At 42.9% G+C, this 26155-nt stretch carries 29 protein-coding genes; 15 read left to right on the top strand and 14 right to left on the bottom strand.

The window, feature by feature from the left end:
- Window positions 1–584: 584 nt before the first annotated feature.
- Window positions 585–3287 carry a TIGR03960 family B12-binding radical SAM protein gene (locus V7K62_RS00680; RefSeq protein ID WP_334860708.1) on the bottom strand — a complete coding sequence of 901 codons (2703 nt, stop codon included), beginning with the start codon at window positions 3285–3287 and terminating at the stop codon, window positions 585–587.
- A 148-nt stretch (window positions 3288–3435) separates the two neighbouring features.
- Entirely contained in the window at window positions 3436–3765 is a 330-nt protein-coding gene (locus tag V7K62_RS00675; protein ID WP_334860706.1) for an STAS domain-containing protein, read from the bottom strand.
- Window positions 3766–4236: 471 nt separating this feature from the next.
- On the opposite strand from V7K62_RS00675, the gene V7K62_RS00670 reads away from it, so the two are divergent.
- Window positions 4237–4437, top strand: coding sequence for a hypothetical protein (locus V7K62_RS00670; RefSeq protein ID WP_094349495.1), 201 nt, complete (start codon window positions 4237–4239; stop codon window positions 4435–4437).
- Between the two features lie 636 nt (window positions 4438–5073).
- Here the strand turns inward: V7K62_RS00670 and V7K62_RS00665 are convergent.
- Window positions 5074–5439 (bottom strand): hypothetical protein, encoded by a 366-nt coding sequence (locus V7K62_RS00665; RefSeq protein ID WP_334861446.1) that lies wholly within the window; start codon window positions 5437–5439, stop codon window positions 5074–5076.
- A 295-nt stretch (window positions 5440–5734) separates the two neighbouring features.
- On the opposite strand from V7K62_RS00665, the gene clpS reads away from it, so the two are divergent.
- The 6 genes from clpS to V7K62_RS00635 all read left to right on the top strand — a co-directional run bounded on the left by clpS (window position 5735) and on the right by V7K62_RS00635 (window position 8622).
- Window positions 5735–6016, top strand: a complete 282-nt coding sequence (gene clpS, locus V7K62_RS00660) for an ATP-dependent Clp protease adapter ClpS (RefSeq protein ID WP_334860704.1) — start codon at window positions 5735–5737, stop codon at window positions 6014–6016.
- Window positions 6017–6184: 168 nt separating this feature from the next.
- Window positions 6185–7009, top strand: a complete 825-nt coding sequence (locus V7K62_RS00655; RefSeq protein WP_334860702.1) for a CPBP family intramembrane glutamic endopeptidase — start codon at window positions 6185–6187, stop codon at window positions 7007–7009.
- 140 nt (window positions 7010–7149) lie between these two features.
- Window positions 7150–7614: a hypothetical protein gene (locus tag V7K62_RS00650; protein ID WP_334860700.1), complete on the top strand. Its 465-nt coding sequence runs from the start codon at window positions 7150–7152 to the stop codon at window positions 7612–7614.
- Window positions 7615–7617: 3 nt separating this feature from the next.
- Window positions 7618–7839, top strand: coding sequence for a hypothetical protein (locus V7K62_RS00645; RefSeq protein ID WP_334860698.1), 222 nt, complete (start codon window positions 7618–7620; stop codon window positions 7837–7839).
- Between the two features lie 129 nt (window positions 7840–7968).
- The gene (locus tag V7K62_RS00640; protein ID WP_334860696.1) at window positions 7969–8208 is read left to right on the top strand and encodes an antitoxin; all 240 of its coding nucleotides are present in this window, start codon (window positions 7969–7971) and stop codon (window positions 8206–8208) included.
- Between the two features lie 9 nt (window positions 8209–8217).
- On the top strand, window positions 8218–8622 hold the full coding sequence (locus V7K62_RS00635; protein ID WP_334860694.1) for a type II toxin-antitoxin system VapC family toxin: 405 nt from the start codon (window positions 8218–8220) through the stop codon (window positions 8620–8622).
- Between the two features lie 67 nt (window positions 8623–8689).
- Here the strand turns inward: V7K62_RS00635 and V7K62_RS00630 are convergent, their stop codons facing one another.
- The 3 genes from V7K62_RS00630 to V7K62_RS00620 form a co-directional block, all read right to left on the bottom strand.
- A complete protein-coding gene (locus V7K62_RS00630; RefSeq protein WP_334860692.1) occupies window positions 8690–9331 on the bottom strand; it encodes a pentapeptide repeat-containing protein in 642 nt (213 codons plus the stop codon).
- Window positions 9328–10725 carry a DICT sensory domain-containing protein gene (locus V7K62_RS00625; protein WP_334860690.1) on the bottom strand — a complete coding sequence of 466 codons (1398 nt, stop codon included), beginning with the start codon at window positions 10723–10725 and terminating at the stop codon, window positions 9328–9330. The genes V7K62_RS00630 and V7K62_RS00625 overlap by 4 nt, the downstream gene beginning before the upstream one ends.
- Before the next feature lie 87 nt (window positions 10726–10812).
- Window positions 10813–12405, bottom strand: a complete 1593-nt coding sequence (locus V7K62_RS00620) for a photosystem II high light acclimation radical SAM protein (RefSeq protein ID WP_334860688.1) — start codon at window positions 12403–12405, stop codon at window positions 10813–10815.
- 573 nt (window positions 12406–12978) lie between these two features.
- On the opposite strand from V7K62_RS00620, the gene V7K62_RS00615 reads away from it, so the two are divergent.
- From V7K62_RS00615 to V7K62_RS00600, 4 genes are all read left to right on the top strand, one after another.
- Window positions 12979–13374 carry a DUF1830 domain-containing protein gene (locus tag V7K62_RS00615; RefSeq protein WP_334860687.1) on the top strand — a complete coding sequence of 132 codons (396 nt, stop codon included), beginning with the start codon at window positions 12979–12981 and terminating at the stop codon, window positions 13372–13374.
- Window positions 13375–13507: 133 nt separating this feature from the next.
- Window positions 13508–13969, top strand: coding sequence for a DUF4079 domain-containing protein (locus V7K62_RS00610; protein WP_194041934.1), 462 nt, complete (start codon window positions 13508–13510; stop codon window positions 13967–13969).
- Between the two features lie 68 nt (window positions 13970–14037).
- On the top strand, window positions 14038–14604 hold the full coding sequence (locus V7K62_RS00605; protein WP_334860685.1) for a hypothetical protein: 567 nt from the start codon (window positions 14038–14040) through the stop codon (window positions 14602–14604).
- 9 nt (window positions 14605–14613) lie between these two features.
- Window positions 14614–15417, top strand: coding sequence for an ABC transporter ATP-binding protein (locus tag V7K62_RS00600; RefSeq protein ID WP_442937202.1), 804 nt, complete (start codon window positions 14614–14616; stop codon window positions 15415–15417).
- Between the two features lie 109 nt (window positions 15418–15526).
- Here V7K62_RS00600 and V7K62_RS00595 read toward each other — a convergent pair whose 3' ends face one another.
- Window positions 15527–16300 (bottom strand): response regulator transcription factor, encoded by a 774-nt coding sequence (locus V7K62_RS00595; RefSeq protein WP_334861442.1) that lies wholly within the window; start codon window positions 16298–16300, stop codon window positions 15527–15529.
- Window positions 16301–16878: 578 nt separating this feature from the next.
- Here V7K62_RS00595 and V7K62_RS00590 point away from each other — a divergent pair.
- Window positions 16879–17127: a DUF6761 family protein gene (locus V7K62_RS00590; RefSeq protein WP_104907495.1), complete on the top strand. Its 249-nt coding sequence runs from the start codon at window positions 16879–16881 to the stop codon at window positions 17125–17127.
- A gap of 345 nt (window positions 17128–17472) precedes the next feature.
- Here V7K62_RS00590 and grxD read toward each other — a convergent pair whose 3' ends face one another.
- From grxD to V7K62_RS00555, 7 genes are all read right to left on the bottom strand, one after another.
- The gene (gene grxD / locus V7K62_RS00585) at window positions 17473–17796 is read right to left on the bottom strand and encodes a Grx4 family monothiol glutaredoxin (RefSeq protein ID WP_094349509.1); all 324 of its coding nucleotides are present in this window, start codon (window positions 17794–17796) and stop codon (window positions 17473–17475) included.
- A gap of 87 nt (window positions 17797–17883) precedes the next feature.
- Complete coding sequence (locus V7K62_RS00580; protein ID WP_334860684.1) at window positions 17884–18141, bottom strand: BolA family protein; 258 nt, start codon at window positions 18139–18141, stop codon at window positions 17884–17886.
- Between the two features lie 226 nt (window positions 18142–18367).
- Window positions 18368–18976, bottom strand: a complete 609-nt coding sequence (locus tag V7K62_RS00575; RefSeq protein ID WP_334860683.1) for a hypothetical protein — start codon at window positions 18974–18976, stop codon at window positions 18368–18370.
- 708 nt (window positions 18977–19684) lie between these two features.
- Window positions 19685–20443: a lysophospholipid acyltransferase family protein gene (locus V7K62_RS00570; protein WP_334860681.1), complete on the bottom strand. Its 759-nt coding sequence runs from the start codon at window positions 20441–20443 to the stop codon at window positions 19685–19687.
- Window positions 20444–20556: 113 nt separating this feature from the next.
- Complete coding sequence (tadA, locus tag V7K62_RS00565; protein WP_334860679.1) at window positions 20557–21042, bottom strand: tRNA adenosine(34) deaminase TadA; 486 nt, start codon at window positions 21040–21042, stop codon at window positions 20557–20559.
- 469 nt (window positions 21043–21511) lie between these two features.
- Entirely contained in the window at window positions 21512–21826 is a 315-nt protein-coding gene (gene grxC, locus V7K62_RS00560) for a glutaredoxin 3 (RefSeq protein WP_196523084.1), read from the bottom strand.
- A 48-nt stretch (window positions 21827–21874) separates the two neighbouring features.
- Window positions 21875–22447 carry a DUF981 family protein gene (locus tag V7K62_RS00555; RefSeq protein WP_334860677.1) on the bottom strand — a complete coding sequence of 191 codons (573 nt, stop codon included), beginning with the start codon at window positions 22445–22447 and terminating at the stop codon, window positions 21875–21877.
- Between the two features lie 355 nt (window positions 22448–22802).
- On the opposite strand from V7K62_RS00555, the gene glpX reads away from it, so the two are divergent.
- From glpX to V7K62_RS00540, 3 genes are all read left to right on the top strand, one after another.
- Entirely contained in the window at window positions 22803–23840 is a 1038-nt protein-coding gene (gene glpX, locus V7K62_RS00550; protein WP_334860675.1) for a class II fructose-bisphosphatase, read from the top strand.
- Window positions 23841–24073: 233 nt separating this feature from the next.
- Window positions 24074–25360, top strand: coding sequence for a glutamyl-tRNA reductase (locus V7K62_RS00545; RefSeq protein WP_334860673.1), 1287 nt, complete (start codon window positions 24074–24076; stop codon window positions 25358–25360).
- Between the two features lie 226 nt (window positions 25361–25586).
- Window positions 25587–26147: a DUF2087 domain-containing protein gene (locus V7K62_RS00540; RefSeq protein ID WP_334860670.1), complete on the top strand. Its 561-nt coding sequence runs from the start codon at window positions 25587–25589 to the stop codon at window positions 26145–26147.
- Window positions 26148–26155: the final 8 nt, after the last annotated feature.

Here is a 26155-nt window from a genome sequence, read left to right as displayed (position 1 = left end):
AATCCTGAGTGAGCATTTGAACTCAAGACGTTTCATTTGAGAGTAACCTACTGAATTCGTTAAGAAAAAGAAACTATTTCTATTTTCCATTCCCCGGATTTATCTCAGGGTTATACTCAGCAGCGCCAGTTGCTACCCTGCCTTGAGCCGCTCTAGCCTAAGACAAGCCGCGCTTTGCGCGTCTTTTGAACATCTACAAGTCGGCATAACCGACAGCAGTTGCTTTAACTCTAAAAAAGTAATGCACTAGCTCTTGGGCACTACGTGGATTAGACATTCAGCAGTTGTGTAAAAAGCATGAGTTTAGAGAAGCTAACCGAGCCTGCTGTTAGTTACTGATTCACAAGGTAGCTATAGAGAGAGTGTGCATTCTTTAATCTGCTTTTTGTTTGTCTAGGATAAAATCCTAGAAGTTGCACTCTAATATCTTTGCTTTCGCCCCCTGAATACCAGGGTAGTGAACCAGCTAATTCAATGCAGCGCCAGAAAATTTCTCTTCACCCTATTCTAACGCAACCTTGCTAAAAATCAATTCATATTACCTGCCATGTCAGGACAACTACTAGCAAGTTGCCTTACAGGGATTATACCCCTAAAATTAGCCGATTGCGGTGGATGTGCAGGAGTTGAAATTCTACACTAGCCACTGTCTCTAGCATAAACAGGATTTGTTCAGGACGCAATACCAAACCGTCCTGGCGATAGCTACCTAGATAACGGATCACAGATGACATAGATTCTGCAATGCTATTGTGGGTTTCTACTAATTCCAGTTCAAATAAGCGATCGCGCAGATTTATTAACTGGCTCTTGCCTGACTTAGTTATTTGCTCGTACCAAAGTTCCTCTTTTGCTTTGATTGTATCAATCCAGTTTTGCCATTGTATGGGTGTTGTTTCTGCAAGTGCTGCTACAGTAATCAAATACTCTGCGGTCTCTAGCAGTTGGGTAGCGGCACTAGCTTTTAAATCTATCTGCTCCACATTATATATAGGTATGTCTGTGGGCATTTCACGAGCCAACTTTTCTCGGAAAGTATCAACTTCTACTGGCACAGTTAACTCAAAATCTGCAATTTCACCGCTGCTAGTAGCCCCTAGAGCCAAAGCAGTTGCTAGAGAAATCCGTGGCATTGGATGAAACCCACCAGTAAAAGCGATTGGCAAGCCTGCTCGCCGCACAACTCGGTCAAACAGACGGATTAAATCTAGGTGGCTGATCAAAGCCATATTACCCTGTTTCCCAAACCAAATTCGCAGTCGTTGTGCCTTAGTTGGGTTGGGGACAAACTCGCCAGCGAATTTTGGGATAGCGGGTGATTCAATCACGATGTTATGACCAAAGTCGGTACCACAGACGCCACAGTGAGAACAACCTTCAAAAGAGCAGTCGGGTACAATTGCAGCTTCTAAGGCGCGTTGCAAGTCTTCTTGGAGCCACTTTTTCTCAATCCCGGTATCAATATGATCCCAAGGGAAGGGAGTATTGAGGGAGTGAGTCCTGAGTCCTGAGTGGGGAGTGGGGAGTGAGGAGTTAGGAGCTACTAGGAGTTGGGTATTTTCTCCATCTTCTCTGTTCTTGGGCGCCTCTGCGTGAAACAAATTCCATTCGCCATTTTCTACTTGGCGGTATTTCCAATCTAAACCTGCTTGGGCGATCGCAGATCCCCAAGCACTAAAAGCCTGATCTAAATTTTCATACCAGGAATCCATTCCTGCACCCAATTCCCAGGCACGGCGGACTACTTTGCCCAAATTGCGATCGCCTCGTCCCACAAAATCTTCCATTGCCGAAATGCGGACATCGGTAAAATTTACCTTCACTGCCTTTATTCGGCGGAATTCTTGTCGCAACAAGTTTTGTTTACGCTTAAATTCAGCGGTTGAAACTGAGTGCCACTGGAATGGTGTATGGGGCTTGGGCGTAAAGTTAGAAATTGTCAGGTTAAAGTTTAAGGGTTTTCTGCCCTTACCCCGACATTCTCGCTGTAGCCAGCTTACTGTTTCCGCAATGCCCAAAACGTCAATATCCGTTTCACCCGGCAAGCCAATCATAAAATACAACTTTATTTTATCCCAGCCTTGCTCCCAAGCGGTTTTCACCCCCCGCAACAATTCTTCATTTGTCAACCCCTTATTCACAATGTCTCGCATCCGCTGAGTACCAGCTTCTGGAGCAAAAGTTAGTCCACCTTGCCGCGTACCTCCCAGGATATTGGCAATATTTTCATCAAATCTGTCTACCCTTTGGCTTGGTAGAGTCAGAGAAATATTTTCATTTTTTAAGCGATTTTTGATTTCCATCCCCACTGCTGGTAGGGATAAATAATCAGAACAACTCAGAGATAGTAGGGAAAACTCATTGTAACCAGTTGCCCGCATACCTTGTTCAATCGCTTCTACTACCTTATCGGGTTCTACATCCCGTGCTGGTCGAGTCAGCATTCCTGGTTGACAGAAGCGACAGCCACGAGTGCAACCACGCCGAATCTCAATGGTCAAGCGGTCATGCACCGTTTCTACATAAGGAACTAGCCCAATGGAATATGCTGGTATGGGAGTTGCAACCCGTCGCAAAATTCGTTTTGGTACATCTGGGCGACAAGGATGAACTGAGCCATCCTCTGCCATATCGTAAAATTGAGGCACATATACGCCTGGTATCTGTGCCAAATCAAGTAACAGATGTTCCCGACTCAATCCTGCTTGTTTGCCGAATTCCAACACCAAACCAATTTCTGGCAGCAGTTCTTCTCCATCTCCAAGGGCGAAAAAGTCGAAGAAGTCAGCATAAGGCTCAGGATTCGATGTTGCTGTTTGCCCACCAGCAAAAATCAACGGAAAGGATGACTGGGCATCGGTAAATTCTCCTCTGCCTCCCTGCCTCTCTCGCCACGTCAAGGGAATTCCAGCCAAATCCAACATTTCCAGGATATTAGTGGCACCCAGTTCGTAACTGAGGCTAAAGCCTAAAATGTCGAATTCTGTCAGCGATCGCTTTGACTCTACCGCAAACAATGGCGTATTAGTCTCGCGTAGTTTGGCTGCCAGGTCTTGTCCTGGGAGGTAGGCGCGATCGCACAATTGACGCGGTTGGGCATTCAAGATGTTATAAAGGATAATGTGCCCTAAATTAGATGCACCGACTTCATATACTTCTGGGTAGGTTAAAACCCAACGTATTTCTGTCGTATCCCAAGGTTTGTGTACTGCTAACAGCTCGTTACCCAGGTAACGGGCTGGTTTTAAAATATCTGACGTTATTAATCTTTCAACTGCAACAACCACTGTGCTATCTTCTAGCTACCTTAATTACAGCTACCCAATCCCAACCTTAGCATTGAATTAGGTCTTCTAACAGAGTTTATCGTTGCAACTTACAACTCCTTTACATAAAGTCCACTTATTGCCCGAACCTTTGTGCTTTGACATAAAGTTATGTTTGGGTCAAATCGGCTTCACCGTCTAATATTTCAAATACCCTATCGAGTTGCGTCAGTTCAAAAATAATTCTAATTGGTGGAGCAACAGCGCAAAGTCGGCAACTTCGTCCTAAAGTAAGAGCCAGCTTGTGTGTAGATAACAATGCCATCAACCCCGCGCTGTCTAACGATTCTACTGCTGCGAGGTCTACTACCAAGATGGAAATACCATTTTGTGCCAATGCTGTAGTCATATCTCGTTCAAATTCCAAGGCGTTTGCAGCATTTAAACACCCTTGGGGACGAATAACTGCAATCTTGGGATAGTTAAGCACTGCCTGCATAATTACATCCTATTAAGAATTTTGAAGCGTCAAGCTAAGGATTATTTGAACATAAACTCTATTTTGTTGCATCGACCATACGTCTTAGCTCTCTTTGCTGAATCTTTATTGCTTTAGTATGGCTGTTTAAAGATTGTTATAATTCCAGGTTAAAATGTGTTTATATATACTTTTTTTTTATCTCAGTTCAAAAACAATCAACTATAGACGGCCATAGAGCAGACGAATTATCAGTAACTATGCTGATAAACCTTGCTTAGTCTATAACTAAAGCTAATTTAGCTAAGTCTTAACGGTAGGTTAAATCTCCCACTTTAGCGTTGCTGATGGCATCCGGCAAAGTCATAGTGAATTATCTATCTAACTAATTAAATTGTGATATATATCACTAGCAAGTTAGTATTTGGATCACTCTTTATACTGAGGCTGATCTGAGATGATTAGTATTATATTACAGTTGGGTTATTACTTATGAGAACTCAGTACGCTATTCGGAAATTGGTAGAAAAAGCTCTTGACATTAAAAAACTAACTCCTGAGATAGAGAATGAAATCAATTCAGAACTGACGGAACTGGGTTACATTTCTGATGTTGATTATGAAGCTCTAGAATTATTAATGGCAGAGATGGATGCTGGACGAATCCAGTTGGTTCCTAGCCTGGGATTTTAAAATAATTCATCATGACGCTCTCTACGAACGCGAACAGCGTGTCGCAGACAGAAGTTGAGTGTAGCTTGCTTCCCTGTAAAGGTACGAGGACTCCCTAAGGTAATTCGTAATTAAGTTTAGACAGGGAGGATACAAGGGCGATATCATTGCTAGTATTTTTCTCTGACGTTGATTATTTAAATACTTAAGGTGGCGTCAACTGTGCTAATGAACCTCTACATTGTGCATTTGTAGTAAATCGCCATACAGTTCGCTAAACGCCTAAAAAAATTCCTCCCAATCTGTTTGCTGAAATTGTCCACAAGCGGAATGAACTCGTTGCTCAGGGAGTTGATATCATCAATATGGCTGTTGGCAATCCAGATAAACTGACTCCTAGTCATATCCTCCAGGTGATGCATGAGGCGATTGACGACGCTGCCAACTACAATTATCCACCTTAGCAAGGGACGAAAGAATTCAGGGTGCGAAGGATGTAGCAATCGAATTTCAAAGTCTTCAACGCATGAAAGATGCTGGTATTCATTACAGTTGAGGGAGAAACTGGGAATTAGGGACTGGGGACTGGGAAGACAAGGGGAACAAGGAAGAATCATTGAAGAAGTCTCTACGTTGTCTATTCCCAATGCCCAATCCCTAATCCCCAATCCCCAAACCCTCTTGATATGCTTGCCAAAGTTGGTGAATAAACTGATTGAGTTGCTGCTTTGCGGCTGAATCAGGTTCAGTTCTTGGTTGTTTTGCTAAAAGTTGGCTCAAGAAGGTAATTACTTCTGTGTCTAATGCTGGCCGAAATAAATTGGCAGGCCAAAGTAAGTCAGACGCATCTCGCAAATCGGTAATTAGGGGCGATTCTTCTATGAAAGTAACTATTAATACAGGACGCACCCAGCACAACTGACGGGAAACTACAAATTGAATGACTTCTGCATACAGGTTGCTGTCGCCATGTTCTAAAGACACAATTTGTCCCGGTTGAAGAAAATCTAGGCTCATGTCCATCTTGGGCAGGGGCAAGGATAATTTTGCTTGCAACTTCCTTAATCTTAAAAGTGAAAATGCGCTACGTTTAAGAAAACCTTCTGTAAGATTAGAGTAGCACTCTTACGGGAGTCATGTCTTAGATGTGTGCCTTATCAAGTGGCTACGCAAAACTAATACCACCAATCCCTGGCAGCAAAGGGTTTTCCTAGCATAGTATCTGAGCAGAAATACTATAGAATAGGTAAACAACTGTTGAGCGATCGCAAGACAGATACTTTGTTGTAGTGAATTAACGAGAAAAGAGCAAAGAGCCGTGTCAGTTGAAACCATTGAAAAGCCTTCCACAACCCGCAAGCTCGCGCCTCGGTATCGCGTTTTGCTCCATAACGACGACTACAACTCGATGGAGCATGTTGTACAGTCATTAATAGCCACTGTACCTAGCCTTACCCAACCCCAAGCTGTGAGCATCATGATGGAAGCCCATACTAACGGGCTAGCTTTAGTCATTGCTTGCGCCCTGGAACACGCTGAGTTTTATTGCGAAACATTGCAAAGTCACGGTTTAAGTAGCACGATTGAACCTGATGAATAGTCAAATAATTCGTAATTCGTAATTCGTAATTCGTAATTCGTAATGAAAAAGGGTACAGAGCCAACACTGGATTTTTTATTCAGTGAACAGCAAGACAGTGGGAAGTTCAGAGCTAACACTGATTGTAATTACGAATTATCAATTACGAATTATTTTGACCTATTTAGTATGAAAGAAAACCTTGTCCGTTTAGCTGAACGCCCTGCCCCTATTAGGCTGGGTGCTTTTATTTTGACTTTACTGTTGCTATGGTTGCCATTGGCTACACCAATATACTTACTAGTACATGATTCAAACTTAGAAAGTATATTGACATTGGTATTGTTATATGTAGTATTTATTTTTCTCCTGAGACTATGGGGCAAATATGTCTACCAGCAGCCCCAAATTCTGCGGCATTATGGCTTAGAATTCAGGCGACAAAACGGTGTGGATTTACTGCGTGGCTTGGCTATAGGGATAATTAATATTCTGATCCTTTTTGGGGTAGAAAGTTTGTTGGGTTGGTTGGTGTGGCAACAACCGAAAGTTTTTTTAGTGAAAGTAATTTTAGAGGGTTTACTTGTTGGCTTAGGTGTTGGATTTGCTGAGGAATTGTTATTCCGAGGCTGGTTGCTAGATGAATTACAACGAGATTACAGTCCGCGTGTGGCATTGTGGACAGATGCAACTGCCTTTGCTACATTGCACTTTATTAAACCATTGGAGGCAATTATTCATACACTGCCGCAATTTCCAGCTTTAGTACTGCTGGGGTTAACGCAGGTATGGGGAAAGCGTTGGCGGAGGGGACGTTTGGGTTTACCAATTGGTCTGCATGGTGGTTTAGTTTGGGGCTACTACATTATTAATGTTGGAGAATTAGTGAAATATTCTGGTGAAGTTCCTGATTGGGTAACTGGTGTGAATAATAATCCCTTGCAAGGAGTGATGGGGGTGTTGTTAATGAGTGTACTAGCTTTGGGGATACGGGGACGGAGTCTTAAAAATTAAAAATGGGTAATGAACTTGTGGAAAAGTAAAATATCGGCTCAAAAGAAACTACATTAATATTCTATTTAGGTAAAGTATCAGAGTGTAGCCAAAAGGCTTTTATAGATTCAACATCAAACAAATATTTATGGTTAAAAATAATGGATTTTTCTCGTCTGGAATATATCAAAAATGTCAATGATGATAAAACTTGGGCGTATAAAGTTTATCCTATTGCATCTTACTTTCCCTTGAACTTTAAACTGGGTGCAGGTGTAGATGCTCATGCATTTAACTTACCAAAAGGATCTCTTATCATCCTTTCTCAAAAACCACCTATTTACGACGAGCGATACTTGACGCACGTAGTTGAACTGGTTAATGAGGGAAGTGAAGATAAACCTCAATGGGAAACAACAGGTCCATGGGGTATTTTCCGATGGGTTAAGGTTCATTGGATTGCTGATTTCGACAATCGCAGTCGTATTCCTCTTGATAAGAAGGAAATGAGAGCCGAGTGGGGTTTGTTTGACACTAAAGCTAAATTGTTGTCTAGTCCAGGCTTGATGTCTCAGTGGGGTAGTATCGATAAATTAAGAGCGCATTTAGGAGAAGTCTTTAATTAAACGATGACGCAATTTAACACCATTAAACAACAGCGATCGCAAAGAATATTAGAATTATTTGCGATCGCACATCAGCGATATTTAGATGCAGGAGGAAATCCTCGATGCACTCCAAGCGGACTCAAGGGAGATGATTATATGACAGATGAGGAAAGGCAAGAAGCGTTGCTATTAGGAAGGCAAATTTTTTCACAACATACAACTTTACAAAAACGTTCCAGTTAAACGAACTGAAACCCAACAATCAACGCTTAATACCCATCAGTTATTTCGATCGTGCAGGATAAAACTTGACATGATATTGTGAAGTAACACACTGCTACTAAATAATTATGACTTTAAGGAGATTGCTTGATGCCAAACTCATGCCATGTTTACCTCTTACGGGATGGGCAACATCAAGTCCTAAACATTCCTGATGAATTTGCTCTATCCAGCACAGAAGTTTTGTTACGCAAAGAAGGTAATCGATTAATCATCGAACCCATTTCTTCCGGTTCTCTACTTTCACTGCTTGCCAGTTTGGAAGACATTACAGAAAACTTTTCTGACGTGGATGAAGGGTTACTGCCACTCGATGATATTGTGCTTTAATCCTGCCCAATGACCTATCAATACCTGCTAGACACCAACATCATTTCAGATTTGGTAAGATATCCTCAAGGTTTGGTGTTTCAACGCCTCGCAGCCGTAGATGAAAACTGCATTTGTACCAGCATTATTGTAGTGTGCGAACTGCGATTTGGTGCAGCTAAAAGCGGCTCTCTCCGTCTTCTTCAGCAACTAGAAAGCATCCTTGAACTGTTACCTATTTTGTCGCTGTCGCCTCCTGTGGATCAGCAGTATGCGGTAATGCGTACACACCTAGAGCAAACAGGAAGACCCATCGGCCCTAATGACTTACTGATTGCTGCCCATGCCCTAGCCCTTAACCTGACGCTTGTTACAGCAAATGTTCGTGAATTTGGGCGCGTACCTGGTCTAAGCGTAGAAAATTGGCTACTTTGAGATGGTCTAGTATTTAGCAGATAGCATCAGTTGTCTATTATTCATCGCAGTTTGTATAAATTAACTCCTATTCAAAACGCGCCTCCACAACTGTTCCCACCAAACACGCTTTATTCAAATTAACGCCGCTCAAATTTGCACCTTCTAACTCTGCACACAACAAATTAGCTCCCGTCAAATTCGCCCCTGCCAAATTCGCCCCTCGCAAGTCAGCTTCTTCCAGGTTTGCTTCACTCAACAAGGCCCCTTGCAAATCGGCGCGACTCAAGTCTGCACCTTTGAGATTTGCGCCAGTCAGGTTTGCACCGCGCAAGTCAGCACCTCGCAAGTCAACGCCTTGCAAGTTCACATTCATCAAATTGGCACCACTCAAGAAAGCACCCGCCAATGACACATCACTGAGTCTCGCTCCCATCAAGTTAGCGCCACGCAAATTACTACCCCGCAAGTCGGCGCCCGTTAAATCTGCTTGCATCAGATTTGCTCCCATCAAATTCGCCCGCAAGTCAGTTTCTTGGAGGTTGGCTCCCATCAAATTTGCCCCCTCCAAATGCCCACCTTCGAGTTTAGAACCAGCAAAATTAGTGCCGACAAGGGTAGCGCCAGCAAGATTAATCCGGCTTAAATCCAGTCGGGAGAGTTCCTCGTCTTCTAAATTTGCCCCTGGAAGTTGTTTGAGTTTTCCTAATTTAATCGCTTCAATATTCATGTAAAGTAACTACCAATCTCCTCACTTATCTTGCTGTGGCTATCCCATTGGGAATCAAGTATCCAGATGCCGGCGCTGAATTTGGGTGTCATCAAGGGTAAGTCGAGTCCCTGTTGTAAACCCATAACTAACAAAGCTAGGGTATCTACAAGTTTAGGGTCAAAGCGGGTAGATTGTTGCTGTTTGCACTCATCTAAAGCTTGAGTAAATATCTGTTCCCGGCTTTGATTTGACAATTTTCGCTGATTAAGTCGCCACTGAAAGTCTGCCAATAATGCCAAAATTCTCGACTCTAGGGGAATTTCATCTCCAGCTAAACCTGCTGGTTCCCCTGTGCCATTCCAATACTCGGTTTGGTGAGTAATAATTTGGGCAACTGCTCGTAGTCGTGGCATGGTTCGCAATACTTGCGCCCCTGCTACTAAGGGACAAGTTAAGGGAGAACTGGGGGCATCTTCTTGGTAGCGTGTGGATATACCACCAGTGAGAACGCTTTCTGCATTTTGTAATGGATCTATGCGATGTAACAAAGCCGCTAGCCGCAACCTTTTAATCTGCCATGCGGGAAGATCCAAAAGCTGGGCGATCGCTTCAGCAAGTACTACTACTTCCGCAGCTGCCATTGGATTGTTGACATCTGCCATATCCATCAGTTGCGCCATTCGCAAAAAGGCTTGGATTTCGTTAGAAACCAAGTTGCGATCTAGGGTTTGTTTCTGAAGCGCTATCGGGATGGATAAATTATCTTGCCCAGTCTGGAGATAATCTACTACACGGGAGACAACTGCACCCAAATTTTGGGATCTGTCCATTGACGGTACAATTTGTTCTTTATCGGCTGTGAGTTTTTTCGCCAGTTCTGGGTTGTATTTTTTGATGTGAGCGATCGCTATTTCTGCTGTCTCTTGCACTAACTCCGGCTCAAATGTCCACAAGCCATAGAATTTACGCTCTAAGTCTGATGTCGGTATTCCAGTGCTACCATAATCAGCCTCTGATAATTCTTGACAAATTACCATTGCTGTGTATTTAGGCGATAAAATAATTAAGTGCCACTCTTGCGCCACTGGATCAGCTGGATCTAATCCTACTAAGTCTACATTGGGTAGCTGGCTGGTAGGATGTTCAGCAAAGCCGGATTCAGCGGCAGCCATGATGGCAATTTCGCGGCTGTACCGGGCGATGTCTGCATATCGTTGAGCTTCTTGTAGATACCATTTACCCTGTTGGAAAGCTGTGATCACTAAGGGTGTACCGTCATCGGTTAAGATATGGTCTTCGAGAGCGTGGCACAGGGCAACTAAGGTATTTTTGTAGTAAACACCGAATCGAATTGGCCTGGTGGTATGGCGATGGGCTGTTTCTAGCTGTTGTAGGATTGAACCTTCTAACATGGGATTTGGTAAAAATAACCGCAGAGGCACTGAGCAAGAGAGAGGGAGAAATTCAGAATTCTGAATATCCCCACATCCTGGTGTTTTCTAGGATACACCTGCTAACTGTTTTTCTTTCGTTTCTAATGGTGCTGTTAGTGCTGCTTCTAAGTCAGCACAACCCAGCTTTTCTTCTAAGATATTCATGACTTCGCGCCCGAAGTCGTTGGGGTTTTGTTGCCAAGCTTGTAAGCAGACTTCGCCGAAGAATGAACCAAGAGGTTCAGGATTCCAGAGAAGTTTTTTGGCTGTCCACGGCATCAAACTCATTGGATCATACCCTGGTTTGAGGATGCCTTCTTTGAAAGCGTATTCTTCTAAATGGGTATGGGGTTGTAATCCAATAAAGAAAATGGCAGGTTCAACTTTATCAGCACCAAAAATCCGTTCTAGTTCGCGGTGATAAGCGATGGTTTGGCGGATGGTTTCGGGACGTTCGTCAATGACGTTAAAGGAGTAGTTAACGGAAACTAAGTCGTTGAAACCAGCCGCTTTTAAGTCTCGGCAGTTTTGCAAGACGTTTCGCAGGTTATACCCCATCCGCATTTTCCGCACGAGTTCTTGAGAACCACTGGTAATCCCGATTTCAAAATAGTTCATCCCGGTTTTCGCCATCAACTCACACAACTCTGGTGTCAAATTGTCAGCTCTGATATATGCTGCCCAGTGGATATCTGTCATACCAGAATCGACGATTTTTTGCAAGAGTTCTACAGCATCGGGGATAAATTTTTTCGCGGGGATGAATTGGGCATCGGTAAACCAGAAGTTGCGAATGCCGCGATCGTATAATTGGCGCATCTCAGCAACTACTTCATCTGCTGGGTTGATGCGTACTTGTTTGCCTTCAACAACCGTATAGACGCAATAACAACAGTTGTGAGGACAACCACGCTTAGTTTGTACACCTATATAAAAGTCTTGCTCTTGCAGGTAATAGTTAAATTCCGGCCAGATGCTTTCGATATAGTCGTAGTTACAAGCTGTTTTTTCTATGGGGGTGGGTTGTTCGTGAATTAGCCGTTGACGTGGTTGAGTTTCTCCGGCAACGTAACAGCGTTCATCTCGAAAATCTCTGCCACTTAAAAGTTTTTCCAGCAGGGTTTCGCCTTCACCCACAGAAATAATTGTTCCTTGGGGTAAGCTTTTACCCAATTGTTCGTAAAATACGCTGACTGCACCACCACCGACAACTACACGAGCATCAGAATTATATTTTTTGGCACGTTTTAAACCGCGTTTGATTAAGCTCTGGTTCTGCCACAATTCTAGATAGTAAGCGATGAAGATTCGCAAACCGCCCAATCCGCCGCGTAGTTTCAATAGAGGATTCTTGGCGTAGTAAAATTCAAAGGCGTTTTGCAGGGGGTTGCCACCACGTCCGCCAACTGGGGCATAAATTTGGATATCCCGCCAAGAAAATACTAGTAGTGTCGGTTTAAATTCATCAATACAGCGATCCAGAGCAAAGCTGTAGTCTAAAGGTGGCACTGTTCCTAAATCAAAGATGCGCTGTTCAATATTAGGAAACTGCTTGTGGACATGATCGCTCAGGTAGACAACCCCAATAGGAAAGATGGGGTTACAAGGAAGGCGAACGTAAAGAATTCGATTTTCCATCATCTGTGTTTTAACTTCCATCTTGCCAATCTTGGGGGAAAGCGAGAGAAACATCCAGTTTTAAAGTGTGTGTTTATTTAGTTTAGTTTTATTTATCACAATCGTGCTTGAAATTTTAACCGATTAGTGGTAATTACGAAAATAATGCTAGCAACTGCGGGAAACGCTAAAATTGCTGTGCATAAAACATACATGGAATCTATAGATAGGTTTTATGAAGATATTTTTCATATAGCTTTACCATAACATTGAGTTTATTCATTAAGTGATGATCCCAGCCTATAAATCCTGGGATAGACGAAACAACAAAACTCACTTCCTCGCTAGGCGAAAAGCAAGGGGATCGTCGTCTTATGTGCCTTAAGAGAATTGAAGCTTTTATACCAGGAAAAAATATCAAAAACTTTATTTATAGTGTATAATTCCGAAAAAGGTGTGAATAATTACAAAAATTTCACAACTGAAAATATATCTTTAGACAGAAATAATCTACAACGACTCAGTTGGTATTCGCAGTTACAGCAACTGGGGATCAGTGGGTGCTAGGCTTGGCTAGTGTAATGTTAAATTGTGGCGTAAAGCTCCTCAGCAGTTATGGCTCAAATATTAGATCCTCTACCACCTGAGCAATCGGGCAAAATTCTCTGCTGCTACATTAATGCCACGAGCAAAATACAGGTAGCTCGCATCTGCAATATTCCCAACTGGTATTTTGAAAGGGTTGTTTTCCCTGGACAACGTTTAGTGTTTGAAGCTCCGCAAAAAGGTCAAGTGGAGATTCATACAGGGATGATGGCAAGTGCAATTTTATCCGATAAGATCCCGTGCGATCGCCTGATGCTCGAAGAACCCAGTACTTATGAGTTTGATACAGACTCATCAGATGGAAAAGACCCTATTAATACCAAATTAATGGTGCAGCAAATTAATACAAAAATCGGAGATACTACAAAACCCTTGCAAATCCTTGGTTTAGCATCGGTTGATTAAAAAAAAACAATTTTACTAAACAAAAAGGGTTGCTAATTCAGCAGCCCTTTTTGTTTATTATTTATTGGGCATTGGGCATTGGTTATTCTCCTTGTCCCCCTCATCTCCCCCCATCTCATCTACAATCATTCTTATGAATCTGCCTTCATTTCTTTGGTTGTGGAAAATAGCCGCCTGGTCAATGGGATTGTCCCTGCTGGCATATCTGATGTTAGCAATTACCGGCGTTTGGATGTTTCGGGCGAGAACTTCGCAGCAATTCCCTTTTATTACGCCATTTATGGGCGGAAATAAAGGGGTGCGATCGCTCCACTATACAATGGGCATCAGCATGGTAAGTTTAGTCTTATTACTGCTAGCGATCGGTATTGTTGGCACTTTAGGGCACTTTGGTTCTTTAGGTCATTCGTCACACTTAATCGCTGGATTGATAGTGGTAGCACTAGTTTTACTGTCTGCTTTCAGTGCCACGCAAATTAGTGCCAGACGATCTTGGGCTAGACCTTTACACATCGGCGTAAATATTATTTTGTTTATAGGATTTGCCTGGGTATCCCTTACTGGTTGGATTGTAGTGCAAAAGTATTTACCGTGAAATACCACACATCAACCACCAGGGACATAGACCTACCCTACAATAAAGAAAAGCATTGTAATTGAGCCGTGACAGCAAACTCAGCCAATATCTCAGCTTCTGTTTTTCGTCTGTCTGCTTTGATTCGGATAACGTTGCTGAGTCTATACATAGCACTCACAGTCCCATTACCCTTTTTATCGCAGGTAACAGCTGCACCCGTACCTCCAAAATTATTGTGGATAGGGATTAGCATCGGCTTAGTTGCCTTGTATGCAGTATTGACTGAACAAGTAATAGTCAATGACGAGGGAATTCAGGTTACTTACCCCGCCTGGGTGCCTCGCTTTTTTCGTAAAGGCTGGCTATTACCTTGGTCACAAGTCAAAGAGTTAAAACCCCGCACCACTGGGCAAGGAGGACTAGTTTATTACTTCCTCAGCCAGGATGGGAAAGCTTATTTACTACCGATGCGTGTAGCTGGATTTGCTCGTTTCGTGCAAATTGTCCAAGCAAAGACGGGCATTGATACTACAGATGTTCGCCCTTTAGCACAGCCGTGGATGTACCTGATTTTACTGGTATTCACTCTGCTGCTATTATTGGTCGATGGCTGGGCGATCGCTACAGCTTTAACTACTGCACAATTAACTTAAAATTGGGCATTGCTTATTTCTCCCCAGTCCCCAATTCCCTTGAACACAGCAAAAGCCATACTCCGGCTAGAGCAAGTTAATCTGTTTACAAAGCTGAAAACCCAACTTCCCGGCAATCAGCAGGGATACCCCATATTGCAGGATATTTCCTTAGAGGTATTCCAGAGCGAACGCATTGCCATTGTAGGCCCAGTAGGCGCTGGGAAAACTTCGTTATTACACCTCCTCAACCGCCTAATTGAACCCACGAGTGGTAAACTCTATCTAGAAAATCAAGAATATCGCCAAATTCCTGTCATCCAGCTACGGCAGATGCTTGTACTTGTATTGCAAGAGTCAAAGCTGTTGGGGATGACAGTTGGGCAAGCCTTGGCTTATCCTTTAGTTTTGCGTGGTTTGCCTAAACAGACAATTCAGCAACGAGTCAATCATTGGACAGAGCAACTGCGTATTCCCAGTGAATGGTTAGGGCGAACAGAGGTGCAACTTTCTGCGGGACAACGACAACTAGTAGCGATCGCTCGTGCCTTAGTCATCCAGCCTAAAATATTATTATTAGACGAGCCAACTTCTGCCTTAGATGCTGGTACAGCTGCTCATCTAATGCAAGTATTAACCCAGTTGAGTCAAACTCATCAAACCACGATTCTGATGGTAAATCACCAACTGGAACTAGCCCAGATGTTTTGCACTCGGTTATTGCACCTACAACAAGGTCATTTATTCGCAAATCAAAGAGTCTCAGAGATAGACTGGGTTGAATTACGAAAAAGCTTGATTCAACCAGAAGCTCAAGACGATTTTGGATTTTAAATTTTGGATGAGACAGGAATCAGGAGTCGTTTTCTTACTCCCCCTCACCCAATGCCCAATGCCCAATGCCCAATGCCCAATGCCCAATGCCCAATGCCCAATGCCCCATTCACACTTGACTACTACTAAGTGTTGAACGTTGATTACTAAATCTCTCTCTAGCTAACTTTGTTGTTTGTGACTGTGAAATATTAGTATTCAAAATTTCCATGTTAAAACGGTATCCTACATTGCGGATAGTTTGAATCAAATTGGGTTGCCGGGGATCAAGTTCAACCTTTTTTCGCAGCGATAAAACGTGAGTATCAATGGTACGAGGGTTATCGATAGCGTCAGGCCAAGCACGACGCAGCAATTCCGACCTACTCAGAGGTACGCCCCCAGCTTGTGCTAAAACATACAGCAAACTGAATTCCTGGGGCGTTAAGTCGATGAACTCCCCTTGGAAGCGGACGCGGCGCTGAACTAAATCGATTTGCAAAGTGCCGTAATCCAAATAAGCTGGTGCAGTAGGTGTGCGCTTCCGGCGAATCAGTGCCTCTACCCGCGCCAAAAACTCTTGCATCCCAAAAGGTTTACTCAGGTAATCATCTGCACCCGCCTTTAAACCTGCAACGATATCAGCTTCACTATTACGGGCAGATAGCATTAAGATAAGAGGCTGCTGCTGACGATGCAACCAACGACAAAACTCAATGCCATCACCATCAGGCAGGTCTGCATCTAAAATGACCAATGTTGGTTGATGGCTTAAAAATACTTCCCTTGCTTGATAAATGCTGGCAGCTTGATGCACACGGTATTCTAGTTGTTGCAAGTGCCAACCCAACAACGACCTCAGATGGGGATTCCCCTCAATGATTTCTATACAAACCGAACCCACGGTGGCAAGACCCCTTAGCGTGATGACTTTCAAAGTAACAAGCCCATCTCTAAGGTTTTGTAGCCTTTGTTACTTCAATTGCTATTAGCTTTACATTTCCTCATAAAAAGAGTGGCAATATCTTTAATTTATGCCTTGCCGAAAGGCGATTAGAAATATTATTAAATTTTTATTAAATTTATCAAAAGTGTTGTTAGACTTATCAAAAGTTCTTTTAGTTTAACATTTTGGTTTTACATGTAATGTGGCAAATATCTATAACCTAACCAGCTAACCGCTACTACAACAGCTTTTCAACCTGATGGTTAAATTGGATTTTTTGGCAAAAATTAGTGCCCCCATCCAGGAATATAACACCAATACAATTGGGCTGTTGATCGTGAAAATTAGAAAAATAACTTAGCAGCTAACTAGAATAGATGTTTTCTGGAATAGGATTAAAGTAGCTTGTAGCTGCTATCAGGGTACTACCCAAAGTAGATGTGTTGACTTTGAGTTAATGCCAAAGTGAAATTACACTTCACATTTGAGCGTGAATCATTTACAATTCTCATTCCAAAGAGATTAATACAGCAGTTATGCTCCAAGACACACAAACTATCCGCTATTACCAAAGACTCACCGACGCCTTCGTCGAGTTATGGAATCGCGGTTATCGCACGGATGATATGCGGATGTATTTGGATGGATATCTAGCCGCACTGCGACATAGCAACGTCATTGAACCTTTTCTAATTCATCGCCTAGAAGAGGAAGCCAGTCGCTACTTGTACGATGGATCAAACTTTGCAGTGCCGCAACCACAGCCACAACCCGATTACTACTAAGTACCATTTACCTGGTCATTGATAGTAACCGTTAATTACCGCAGATGATTATAGCATATTATCTGTATTGGTCAATGCTTTGCCGTGGTGTGAAATTTTGGAGATATTGTATTGATTAAACGCATCCCCTCAGCCCTATATTGGTCTTGCCAATGCGACTGAGGGGATTATTGGCTAGCTATGAAATCAACCTCAACATAGAGTATTTTGTCATAAACCGATTAAAAAAGCCTTGAAAGGGGAGATAAATAGTGTCTCTCCTTTCAAGGATATTAAAAACGGCAGATTGCCTTGATTGCGAAGCGCAAATTCAGCAGCGTACCCTTTAGTTTGCGTAAAGAAAGATTAAGAAGCTAGTGCTACTTCTACCTTTTCCTGCAATTCACCTTTTTGGTACAGTTCAATCAAGATATCAGAACCGCCAAGGAATTCACCATTGATATACACTTGGGGAATTGTGGGCCAGCTAGAGTATTCTTTAATACCTTGACGAATTTCAGGGTCTGATAGAACGTCAACTGTCTCAAAGGGAACTCCCAAGGTATTGAGAATCTGCACAACGTTGTTAGAGAAACCACATTGGGGCATTAATTTGTTTCCCTTCATGAAAACTAAAATCTTGTTTTCTTGTAGCAAGCTATCAATTTTGTCTTTGAGTTCTGGTGTCATGGTATTTGTGTTTCCTATGTTGGATTCAACAGTGACGAGTGAGAAGTGAGGAGTCAAAATTCATAACTCCTAACTTCTGACTCTTATTTACGAAGCTGCTGTTGCTTGCCAAGCTTCGGGAGTGTATGTTTTTACCGCCAAGGCATGAATTGCTTCAGTTGACATAGCTTGACCCAACGCACCATAAACTAACTGGTGCTGTTGCACTAGTCCTTTACCTGCAAAGTGCGATGAAACTACTGTCACCTGATAGTGGTCGCCGCCACCAGTCAAGTCTTGCACGTGAACCTGTGCGTCTGGCAGTTCCGCCTTGATCATTTCCTCAACCTGTTGCGGACTAATCATCGCAATTCCTGAAAAAACTTACTTTTCTATTATTAACAGATATAGAGCAAATGCCTGTGCCAACTTCAGGCTTTGGCAAGGCTGTAGATAAACGCGCCTCTGAGGTGTATTGCTTGAGAACGCTCAGGTTTTGGTTACGGTGGATAGCTCTATCCTAGCACTGGGGCGTTCCCAAGCAACTGGTTGGGAAATGTGGGTAGGTAAAAAGAGCCAACAAAAATTTAATTTATTTTTTTGGGGATGAAGAGGATGAATTACCGCCTTCTCTGGGATAGGGAGAATCAACAAAACCCAATTCAAACAACTGTTTATAGGCTTTCTTACCTAAATCCCGCGTCGGGTTTTGACTCTTAATTATTTGAACTAACAACGGTACAGCTAATTCTGGCTGATTTTGTGCCCGATGTACCAATGCTAGCTGAAAGGTGGCTTCATCTCGCTTTTGGGCTGTTAATAGAGCTTTTTGACGCTGAGAATCAGAAACTCTGTTGTCAATTCCCGAAAAGCTAGAATTTAACTCTTGATAAAAATTAGATAGCTGATTATAAACCTGACGTGCTTCTTGTAGCTTCTTAGCAGCTAAGGGGTAATTTTGAGCAGAAACGGCTTGTTCTGCATCTTTGACGAGGCGATCGCCCCCTGCAATGCTCAAAAGGCTGTTACTTTCGGTTATGGGGCGGAGGTTATTGGGATCGTTGGGGTCAATGGGTTGTGGTTGGCTGGTAGTGCCTGGTGACTGTGATACCTGAGCATTCACAGGTGATAGCAGGCTGAGGACTGCTATAACTGATAAAACAGTACGGTGCATCAAGGTAACAGCGGCAGCAGTGTTCATGGGATCAATTAGTGCGACAACTATATAAAAGAGTTATGGAAACTTCGGGTATCTTAACTCTGTTTTGGTTTTGGACAAAGCAAAGTTACATCCTAAGTATCTCTGATTTAGACTAAAAATCTGTTTAATAGAGTTCCCATTACCCCTGTATACCAACTAACTTATATCGCCGCGATCAGTGATACCTACGGTGGAGTGCCTCACTATCCGTCTGACTACCGACTTTCCTCACCAATAATTATCTCAGGTTCACTAGGATATTTGGCAGGAGAATTTTCCCAAAAAGCTGCTTGAACTATTTGCGATCGCTTCCAACGGGCGTGAAACGCCATCTCACCAAACAAGTTAAAGATCGAGATGTCCCCAGTCTACGCTTCCCAAAATTTTGTTTTTACCAGCCATATTTACCGAGTATCCAAAGACTTTCATTTAACTGTCTGACCAAATAGTAAAAATATTTATCATCAACCAATTCAGTAGTTTGCAGACAAAAAAATGCCAATTTGGCTGAATATCCTGTTAATAGAGGGTAATCTATATATATATCCTCGAAGGTTGCAAAATACCATTCATCTTTTGTGACTTATTCAGGATGGATATAGCAGTTAGCAATTAGTGTTAAACCTTGAAAAGGTACAGTTTATTAATTATGCACGGTTAATGATCAATGGTTAAGAGCCAGTCTTAGAACTTTTGACTTTGATGAGATCAAGAATTAGTAATTTCTGCAAATGCGTGATTAGTAACTTTTGTTTCTTGATGGCTTAATTGTTGCAGTGCCTTTGCTAAATCAGTTGTGATGCTTTTTGCATCTTGTTTTATACAGCCATTCATGTAATCCGCGACTCTGATTGGTGAGCCAATGTCAATACTCACATCTGTACCCCAATTGGGATAAGGTTGGCTGTAATTAATGCATACAGGTATAATTTTCACTCCCAGCCCGGAATGACTAGATTCAGCACTCAAAGCAAGACGAGCAATTCCCGCCTTCAACTGGTGAACTTGGCCATCACGAAAAATGTTACCTTCTGGAAAGATTACCAGGGTTTTGTGCTGCTGAAGTAGCTCTACTCCATGTCGCAGGGTGCGGATTGACGGATGCTTAGAATTTACAGGAAACCCCCCCAAACGTCGGACAAACCAGCCTTGCAAACCTTGGCATTCGTCAATAGTCACCATGAACCGCATGTCTTGTTCTCTGCGACAATCAGCGGTAGCGTAAGGTACGAGTAATGCATCCCAACGCGCCCGATGAGTAGGCGCAAAGATCACAGGCCCAGTTGTAGGGATATTTTTTTGTCCGGTTATTCTAATTTGCCCAAAGAATAATGGTAATAGGCAGTGACGCCCTAATAAATATGCCAGGGGACTCAACCAAGGAGAAACCCGTGAGGTAGTGGGAGCCACCTCAGAATTTGCTGGTGTGCGCTGGCAGGTATCGGATGAAGAGTAAAATTCCATCATGACGGATGCAGCTGATTGACGGGTAAAAATTTAACGAAAAGCCTGATTAGTTACACCGTAGATTCTCTTGCCTGACTTGTGTCGTACTAGATGGACAGTTTTACCTCTGTCTGTTAGTTTACACTACGCCGCTTAGTGGCAAACCAAGTCTGTAATTGCTGACGACAAGCTGACTCTAGAATGCCTCCGATTACCTGTAAGCGGTGATTAGAAGCAGCGCTATCAGGTATGTTAATAACTGTACGAATCGCGCCAGTTTTTGTATCGTCTACTCCATATACAAGTAATCCTAGACGCCCTTGTAAAATAGCACCTGCACACATCGGACAAGGTTCGAGAGTTACGTAGAGGGTGCATTCATTAAGATGCCAATTTTGTAAAGTTGTTGCAGCTGTCTTGAGAGCGAGAATTTCCGCATGGGCGGTAGGGTCTTTGTCGCGCTCTTTTCTGTTTTCTCCTTGTGCTAGCAATTTGCCTGTTGAATCAATGATAACAGCACCTACAGGGATTTCACCTGCATTACCTGCTGTTTTTGCTAATTCGAGGGCACAACTCATCCATTTTTGATGTATAAGATATTCCGTGTATTTACTTAACATATTCTTATTAATAAGCGATGTGCAATTTAATATTCTGACCTCTCTTCCATTCCTCTCTTCTAAAAGGCTACGGTGTACACACAAGTCGAAAAAAGCTCGATTCCCATTGTTTTCTCGTTCCCATGCAGAGCATGGGAATGGCTGATTAGGGGCTGCTGCCTCCAGTTAGACATTGAGTCAGAGACTCAATGAATGCATTCCCAGGCTCCGCCTGGGAACGAGTTAAGCCAAATCACGCAAGGTTTTTAGGACTTGTGTGTAGACCGTAGCCTTTTAGGAGAGAGGCTTTGAATTTCCGCTTTTCGTGGTGAGGAAGGGTGAGCAAAACACTCCTCTTTGAAGCAAAGAGGGGTTGGGGGAGAGGTTCTTTCAGGATTACTGAATTGGTGTTCTAGAAGTATGGGCTAGAACAAATCAAAATTATTAAATTTAGCGTTTCCAAGCCCGCCTTTGGTGGCTAATTTGATTTCTAAATAGCGGCTTGGGCTAAAAGGGGGTCGAGTTGACTTTGTGTGTCTAGCTGATAGAGGTCATCGCAGCCGCCAATGTGCTGGTTATTGATAAAAATTTGTGGTACACTACGGCGGCCGTTAGCGCGTTCCGCCATTTTCGCTCTGGCTGCTTCGTCGCCGTCGATTTTATATTCAGTAAAATTTACACCTTTCCACCACAGCAGTATTTTGGCACGAATGCAGTAAGGACAAGTTTGCCAGGTGTAAAGTTCGACGTTGGCTTTAACTCGCTCTGGATGGCGATTTAAAAGGGGATTAAGAAAGTCTAGCATATTGATTTTAAGCAAGGTTTTAACTATATCTCTAGCCTAGATCATTGCTTACCGCATCGGCACTGGAACCCACTTTTGGAAACTTTCTAAATGATTCCAGTAAGATAAATATCCAGTCAATGCCCAAATTAAAGCCGCTACTATCAGCACTGCTACACCAATTAACCGCCAAGTTCGGTTGGTTTTCCAATAGAGAGTTGGGGCGGCAAAAATACCACCTAATCCAGTTAAAATAAAGCCGATTCCCGATAAAAGCGGTTGCTTTGTCAAATTCAAGTTGATGATGCGGATACCGACTACGATCGCAACTGCACCAGCAAAGAAGCCATAAATTGCTATTGTCAATAAATCCCAACCTTGAGCAAGAGAAATCGCCGCTGCCACAAACAAGATTCCAAATAGGACACTCGTCTCACCGAAGGCAATGTTAAAGCTACCGATTACTGGCCAGGTGAAGCTCATGTGTAAACCAGTTGTAAGTGCGATCGCGCCTGTTATCCCGAAACCGGGAATCCACGATCTTTGATTAGAGCTATCTATACCACGGTATACATAGTCAGCTAGTAGAAATAACCCAGCTACCATGTTGATTAACATGAGGGTGATGTAGTCGATAAACACGATTAACCTCTGAATTTGACAAGTTATTTACTCTACGCCTCGTTCTTTAGTTTTTAGTGAATCTACCAGCTTTTTTATTTATTATTTTATACCTAAAGATAGATACTTAAGAAAAGGAATGTTCTGGATATACACTGTTACTTATTTGTACCAGTTTGTAACTTAGTTACTTGTGAACAGGTTTTATACTGGAGTAATTATGAGTAAAAAATCAGGATGTATTAACTGGCACTTTTCTAACGAGTTAGCAGTAAAACTTAACTTTCTTCCACGTGTATCCGCCCTTTGGTAGACTTGAAGACTGAAATAGCCAGATAAAACGACGGAAATTCAAGCAGTTGAGAGGGCGGACTCTGTGGAAAATACACTTGGGTTAGAGATTATTGAAGTAGTAGAGCAAGCTGCGATCGCTTCCTCGAAATGGATGGGTAAAGGCGAAAAAAACATCGCTGACCAGGTAGCTGTGGAAGCTATGCGGGAGCGGATGAATAAAATCCACATGCGCGGTCGCATCGTTATCGGGGAAGGCGAACGCGATGACGCGCCGATGCTATACATCGGGGAAGAAGTTGGTATCTGTACCCAACCAGATGCCGCAAGTTTCTGTAACCCTGATGAACTAATTGAAATTGATATCGCCGTTGACCCCTGTGAAGGTACGAACTTGGTAGCTTATGGACAACCTGGTTCGATGGCTGTCTTGGCAATTTCTGAGAAGGGTGGATTATTTGCTGCTCCTGACTTTTACATGAAGAAGTTAGCGGCACCTCCCGCAGCTAAGGGCAAGGTAGACATCAACAAATCAGCAACAGAAAACCTCAAGATTCTCGCTGAGTGTCTAGAGCGCTCTATTGAAGAACTCGTGATCGTGGTCATGAAGCGCGAACGCCACAACGATTTAATTAAAGAAATCCGTGAGGCTGGAGCGAGAGTCGCCCTAATTTCAGACGGTGATGTGGGTGCAGCCATCAGCTGCGGTTTTGCTGGAACTAATATCCACGCTCTGATGGGTATTGGTGCGGCTCCTGAAGGCGTAATCTCGGCAGCAGCAATGCGTGCTTTGGGTGGACACTTCCAAGGTCAACTGATTTACGATCCCGCAGTCGTAAAAACAGGTCTGATTGGAGAAAGCAGAGAAGCCAATATCGATCGCTTAAAGTCTATGAATATCAATGACCCCGATAAGGTCTATGATGCTCATGAACTGGCATCTGGTAAAACTGTTCTGTTCGCGGCTAGCGGTATTACCAGTGGTAATCTCATGCAAGGTGTACGTTTCTTCAACGGCGGAGCCAGAACTCAAAGCTTGGTAATTTCTAACCAGTCGAAAACTGCTCGATTTGTTGATACGATTCACATGTTTGGCGAACCGAAGAGTCTCCAACTGAACTAATTTTTAGGGAATGGGGAATGGTAAAAGTAGGGGTAAAGCATCAGGAAAGAAATCTTTCTATAAAACTGAAAAATACTCACCAAAATGCTTTACCCTTACAGTAGTTAGTAGTTAGTAGTTAGTGATTAATTGTTGGTTGGAAAAACTATCAACCAATAAATAAAAATTCCCCATTCCCTATTCTCACTCAATGCCCAATTGCCAACTACCAACTAGTAACTACGATTTAGCAAATGAATATAGCAGTGGTGGGGTTAAGCCATAAAACAGCCCCAGTAGAAGTCCGGGAAAAACTGAGCATTCCAGAACCACAAATTGAAAGTGCGATCGCTCAATTAGCCAGCTATCCCCATATTGACGAAGTTGCAATTCTTAGCACTTGTAACCGCCTGGAAATTTACATTGTTACCAGTGAAGCAGACCAAGGTATCCGAGAAATAACGCAGTTTCTTGCGGAATACAGTAAGTTACCCGTGCTTTCTCTGCGACAACACTTGTTTATGTTGCTGCATGATGATGCAGTGATGCACGTTATGCGGGTAGCAGGTGGTTTAGATAGTCTGGTACTCGGAGAAGGTCAAATTCTGGCTCAGGTGAAGACTACTCACAAACTGGGGCAGCAATATAGCGGTATAAAAACCATTTTGAATCGATTATTTAAACAAGCGCTGACAGCTGGTAAGCGGGTTCGCACTGAAACTAGTATTGGTACTGGTGCTGTCTCTATCAGTTCGGCAGCTGTGGAGTTAGCACAAATTAAAGTCGCAAATTTAGCTGCTTGTCGAGTGGTAATTCTGGGTGCTGGTAAGATGTCGCGGTTGCTGGTGCAACACCTGCTTTCTAAAGGTGCTGTGGAAATTAGTATTGTAAATCGCTCTCGCGATCGCGCCCAAGAATTAGCAAAGCAGTTCCCTCAACAACCGATCAAAATTCACCCGCTATCGGAAATGATGAGCGTAATTGCCGATAGTGATTTGGTGTTTACAAGTACTTCGGCAACAGAGCCAATACTTGACCGTGCCAAATTGGAAATGGTTTTAGAAGTTCAGCGCTCTTTAATGTTATTTGATATTTCTGTGCCGCGTAATGTTCATGCGGATGTAAATGAACTGGAAAATGTCCAGGCGTTTAATGTGGATGATTTGAAGGCTGTAGTAGCGCAAAACTACGAAAGCCGTCGGAAGATTGCACAGGAAGCAGAGAAACTTTTAGAAGAAGAAGTGGAAGCCTTTGATATTTGGTGGCGCAGTTTAGAAACTGTCTCTACTATTAGCTGTCTGCGAAATAAAGTCGAAACCATCCGCGAACAAGAGTTAGAAAAAGCTTTGTCGAGATTGGGTTCGGAATTTGCAGAAAAACATCAAGAGGTGATTGAAGCATTAACGCGGGGAATTGTCAATAAAATTTTACATGACCCGATGGTGCAATTGCGATCGCAGCAAGATGTGGAAGCCAGACGGCGTTGTATGCAAACTCTGCAAATGCTGTTCAACCTCGATGCAGAGGAACAGTTTAGTTAAATTAAGGGACTTCCAACAAATAAATTATCCAATCTTGTGGGGTGGGCATCTTGCCCGCCTTTGGCTGTGGGCGGGTGAGACACCCACCCCACAAGAAGTAGTTGAGTATTTTTTTATTTGGAAGTCCCTAAACAACAAAATCCCCGATTTTTTTGAGAAGTCGGGGATGTGAGCTTTTCAATTAGATATACTTCTAATTAGATAGATATCTAATTAGAAGTTAGTTATGCAAGCAGAGCAATTTAACATCTTACTGCGCTTTTTCAAGGCATTAGCGGATGATAGCCGATTGAAGATTGTAGGTATCCTGGCGAATCAGGAGTGCAGCGTCGAACAATTGGCGGTGCTACTGCAACTCAAGGAACCGACGGTATCCCATCATTTAGCGAAACTTAAGGAGCTAAATTTGGTAACTGTGCGCCCCGAAGGTAATAGCCGTCTATATCAATTGGATAGCGAGGCTTTGCAAAGCATTAGCAAGGAAATTTTTACACCTGAGAAAATGGCATCTTTGATAGAGGATGTGGATATTGAAGCTTGGGAAAGCAAAGTATTAAAAAATTATTTCGAGGGCGAATGTCTCAAAGAAATTCCTGCTAGTCGCAAAAAGCGTTTAGTAATTCTGAAGTGGTTAGCAAGTAAATTTGAGATTGGGGTTCAGTATCCAGAACGCCTAGTAAATGACATTCTCAAACGCTACCATCCTGACTGCGCCACCCTGCGACGGGAGTTGATTGCTTGCAAGTTAATGCAGCGAGAGGATGGGGTTTATTGGCGTACAACATAGGTATGAAA

The organism is Nostoc sp., from assembly GCF_036917935.1.
In the GTDB taxonomy this organism is placed as follows: Bacteria; Cyanobacteriota; Cyanobacteriia; order Cyanobacteriales; family Nostocaceae; genus Nostoc.
The sequence above is the reverse complement of the archived record's forward strand: the minus strand, read 5'-3'. Positions and strand labels throughout refer to the sequence as shown.

Coding starts and splice junctions, on each gene's coding strand:
- V7K62_RS00540 (WP_334860670.1), top strand. CDS start 25,587: ATGCAAGCAGAGCAATTTAACATCTTACTGCGCTTTTTCAAGGCATTA.
- V7K62_RS00655 (WP_334860702.1), top strand. CDS start 6,185: ATGAAAGAAAACCTTGTCCGTTTAGCTGAACGCCCTGCCCCTATTAGG.
- V7K62_RS00670 (WP_094349495.1), top strand. CDS start 4,237: ATGAGAACTCAGTACGCTATTCGGAAATTGGTAGAAAAAGCTCTTGAC.
- V7K62_RS00615 (WP_334860687.1), top strand. CDS start 12,979: ATGGCTCAAATATTAGATCCTCTACCACCTGAGCAATCGGGCAAAATT.
- V7K62_RS00570 (WP_334860681.1), bottom strand. CDS start 20,443: ATGATGGAATTTTACTCTTCATCCGATACCTGCCAGCGCACACCAGCA.
- V7K62_RS00665 (WP_334861446.1), bottom strand. CDS start 5,439: ATGGACATGAGCCTAGATTTTCTTCAACCGGGACAAATTGTGTCTTTA.
- V7K62_RS00620 (WP_334860688.1), bottom strand. CDS start 12,405: ATGGAAGTTAAAACACAGATGATGGAAAATCGAATTCTTTACGTTCGC.
- V7K62_RS00545 (WP_334860673.1), top strand. CDS start 24,074: ATGAATATAGCAGTGGTGGGGTTAAGCCATAAAACAGCCCCAGTAGAA.
- V7K62_RS00610 (WP_194041934.1), top strand. CDS start 13,508: ATGAATCTGCCTTCATTTCTTTGGTTGTGGAAAATAGCCGCCTGGTCA.
- V7K62_RS00640 (WP_334860696.1), top strand. CDS start 7,969: ATGCCAAACTCATGCCATGTTTACCTCTTACGGGATGGGCAACATCAA.
- tadA (WP_334860679.1), bottom strand. CDS start 21,042: ATGTTAAGTAAATACACGGAATATCTTATACATCAAAAATGGATGAGT.
- V7K62_RS00625 (WP_334860690.1), bottom strand. CDS start 10,725: ATGTTAGAAGGTTCAATCCTACAACAGCTAGAAACAGCCCATCGCCAT.
- V7K62_RS00645 (WP_334860698.1), top strand. CDS start 7,618: ATGACGCAATTTAACACCATTAAACAACAGCGATCGCAAAGAATATTA.
- V7K62_RS00650 (WP_334860700.1), top strand. CDS start 7,150: ATGGATTTTTCTCGTCTGGAATATATCAAAAATGTCAATGATGATAAA.
- V7K62_RS00590 (WP_104907495.1), top strand. CDS start 16,879: ATGCTCCAAGACACACAAACTATCCGCTATTACCAAAGACTCACCGAC.
- V7K62_RS00580 (WP_334860684.1), bottom strand. CDS start 18,141: ATGATTAGTCCGCAACAGGTTGAGGAAATGATCAAGGCGGAACTGCCA.
- V7K62_RS00575 (WP_334860683.1), bottom strand. CDS start 18,976: ATGAACACTGCTGCCGCTGTTACCTTGATGCACCGTACTGTTTTATCA.
- V7K62_RS00675 (WP_334860706.1), bottom strand. CDS start 3,765: ATGCAGGCAGTGCTTAACTATCCCAAGATTGCAGTTATTCGTCCCCAA.
- V7K62_RS00630 (WP_334860692.1), bottom strand. CDS start 9,331: ATGAATATTGAAGCGATTAAATTAGGAAAACTCAAACAACTTCCAGGG.
- grxC (WP_196523084.1), bottom strand. CDS start 21,826: ATGCTAGACTTTCTTAATCCCCTTTTAAATCGCCATCCAGAGCGAGTT.
- V7K62_RS00635 (WP_334860694.1), top strand. CDS start 8,218: ATGACCTATCAATACCTGCTAGACACCAACATCATTTCAGATTTGGTA.
- grxD (WP_094349509.1), bottom strand. CDS start 17,796: ATGACACCAGAACTCAAAGACAAAATTGATAGCTTGCTACAAGAAAAC.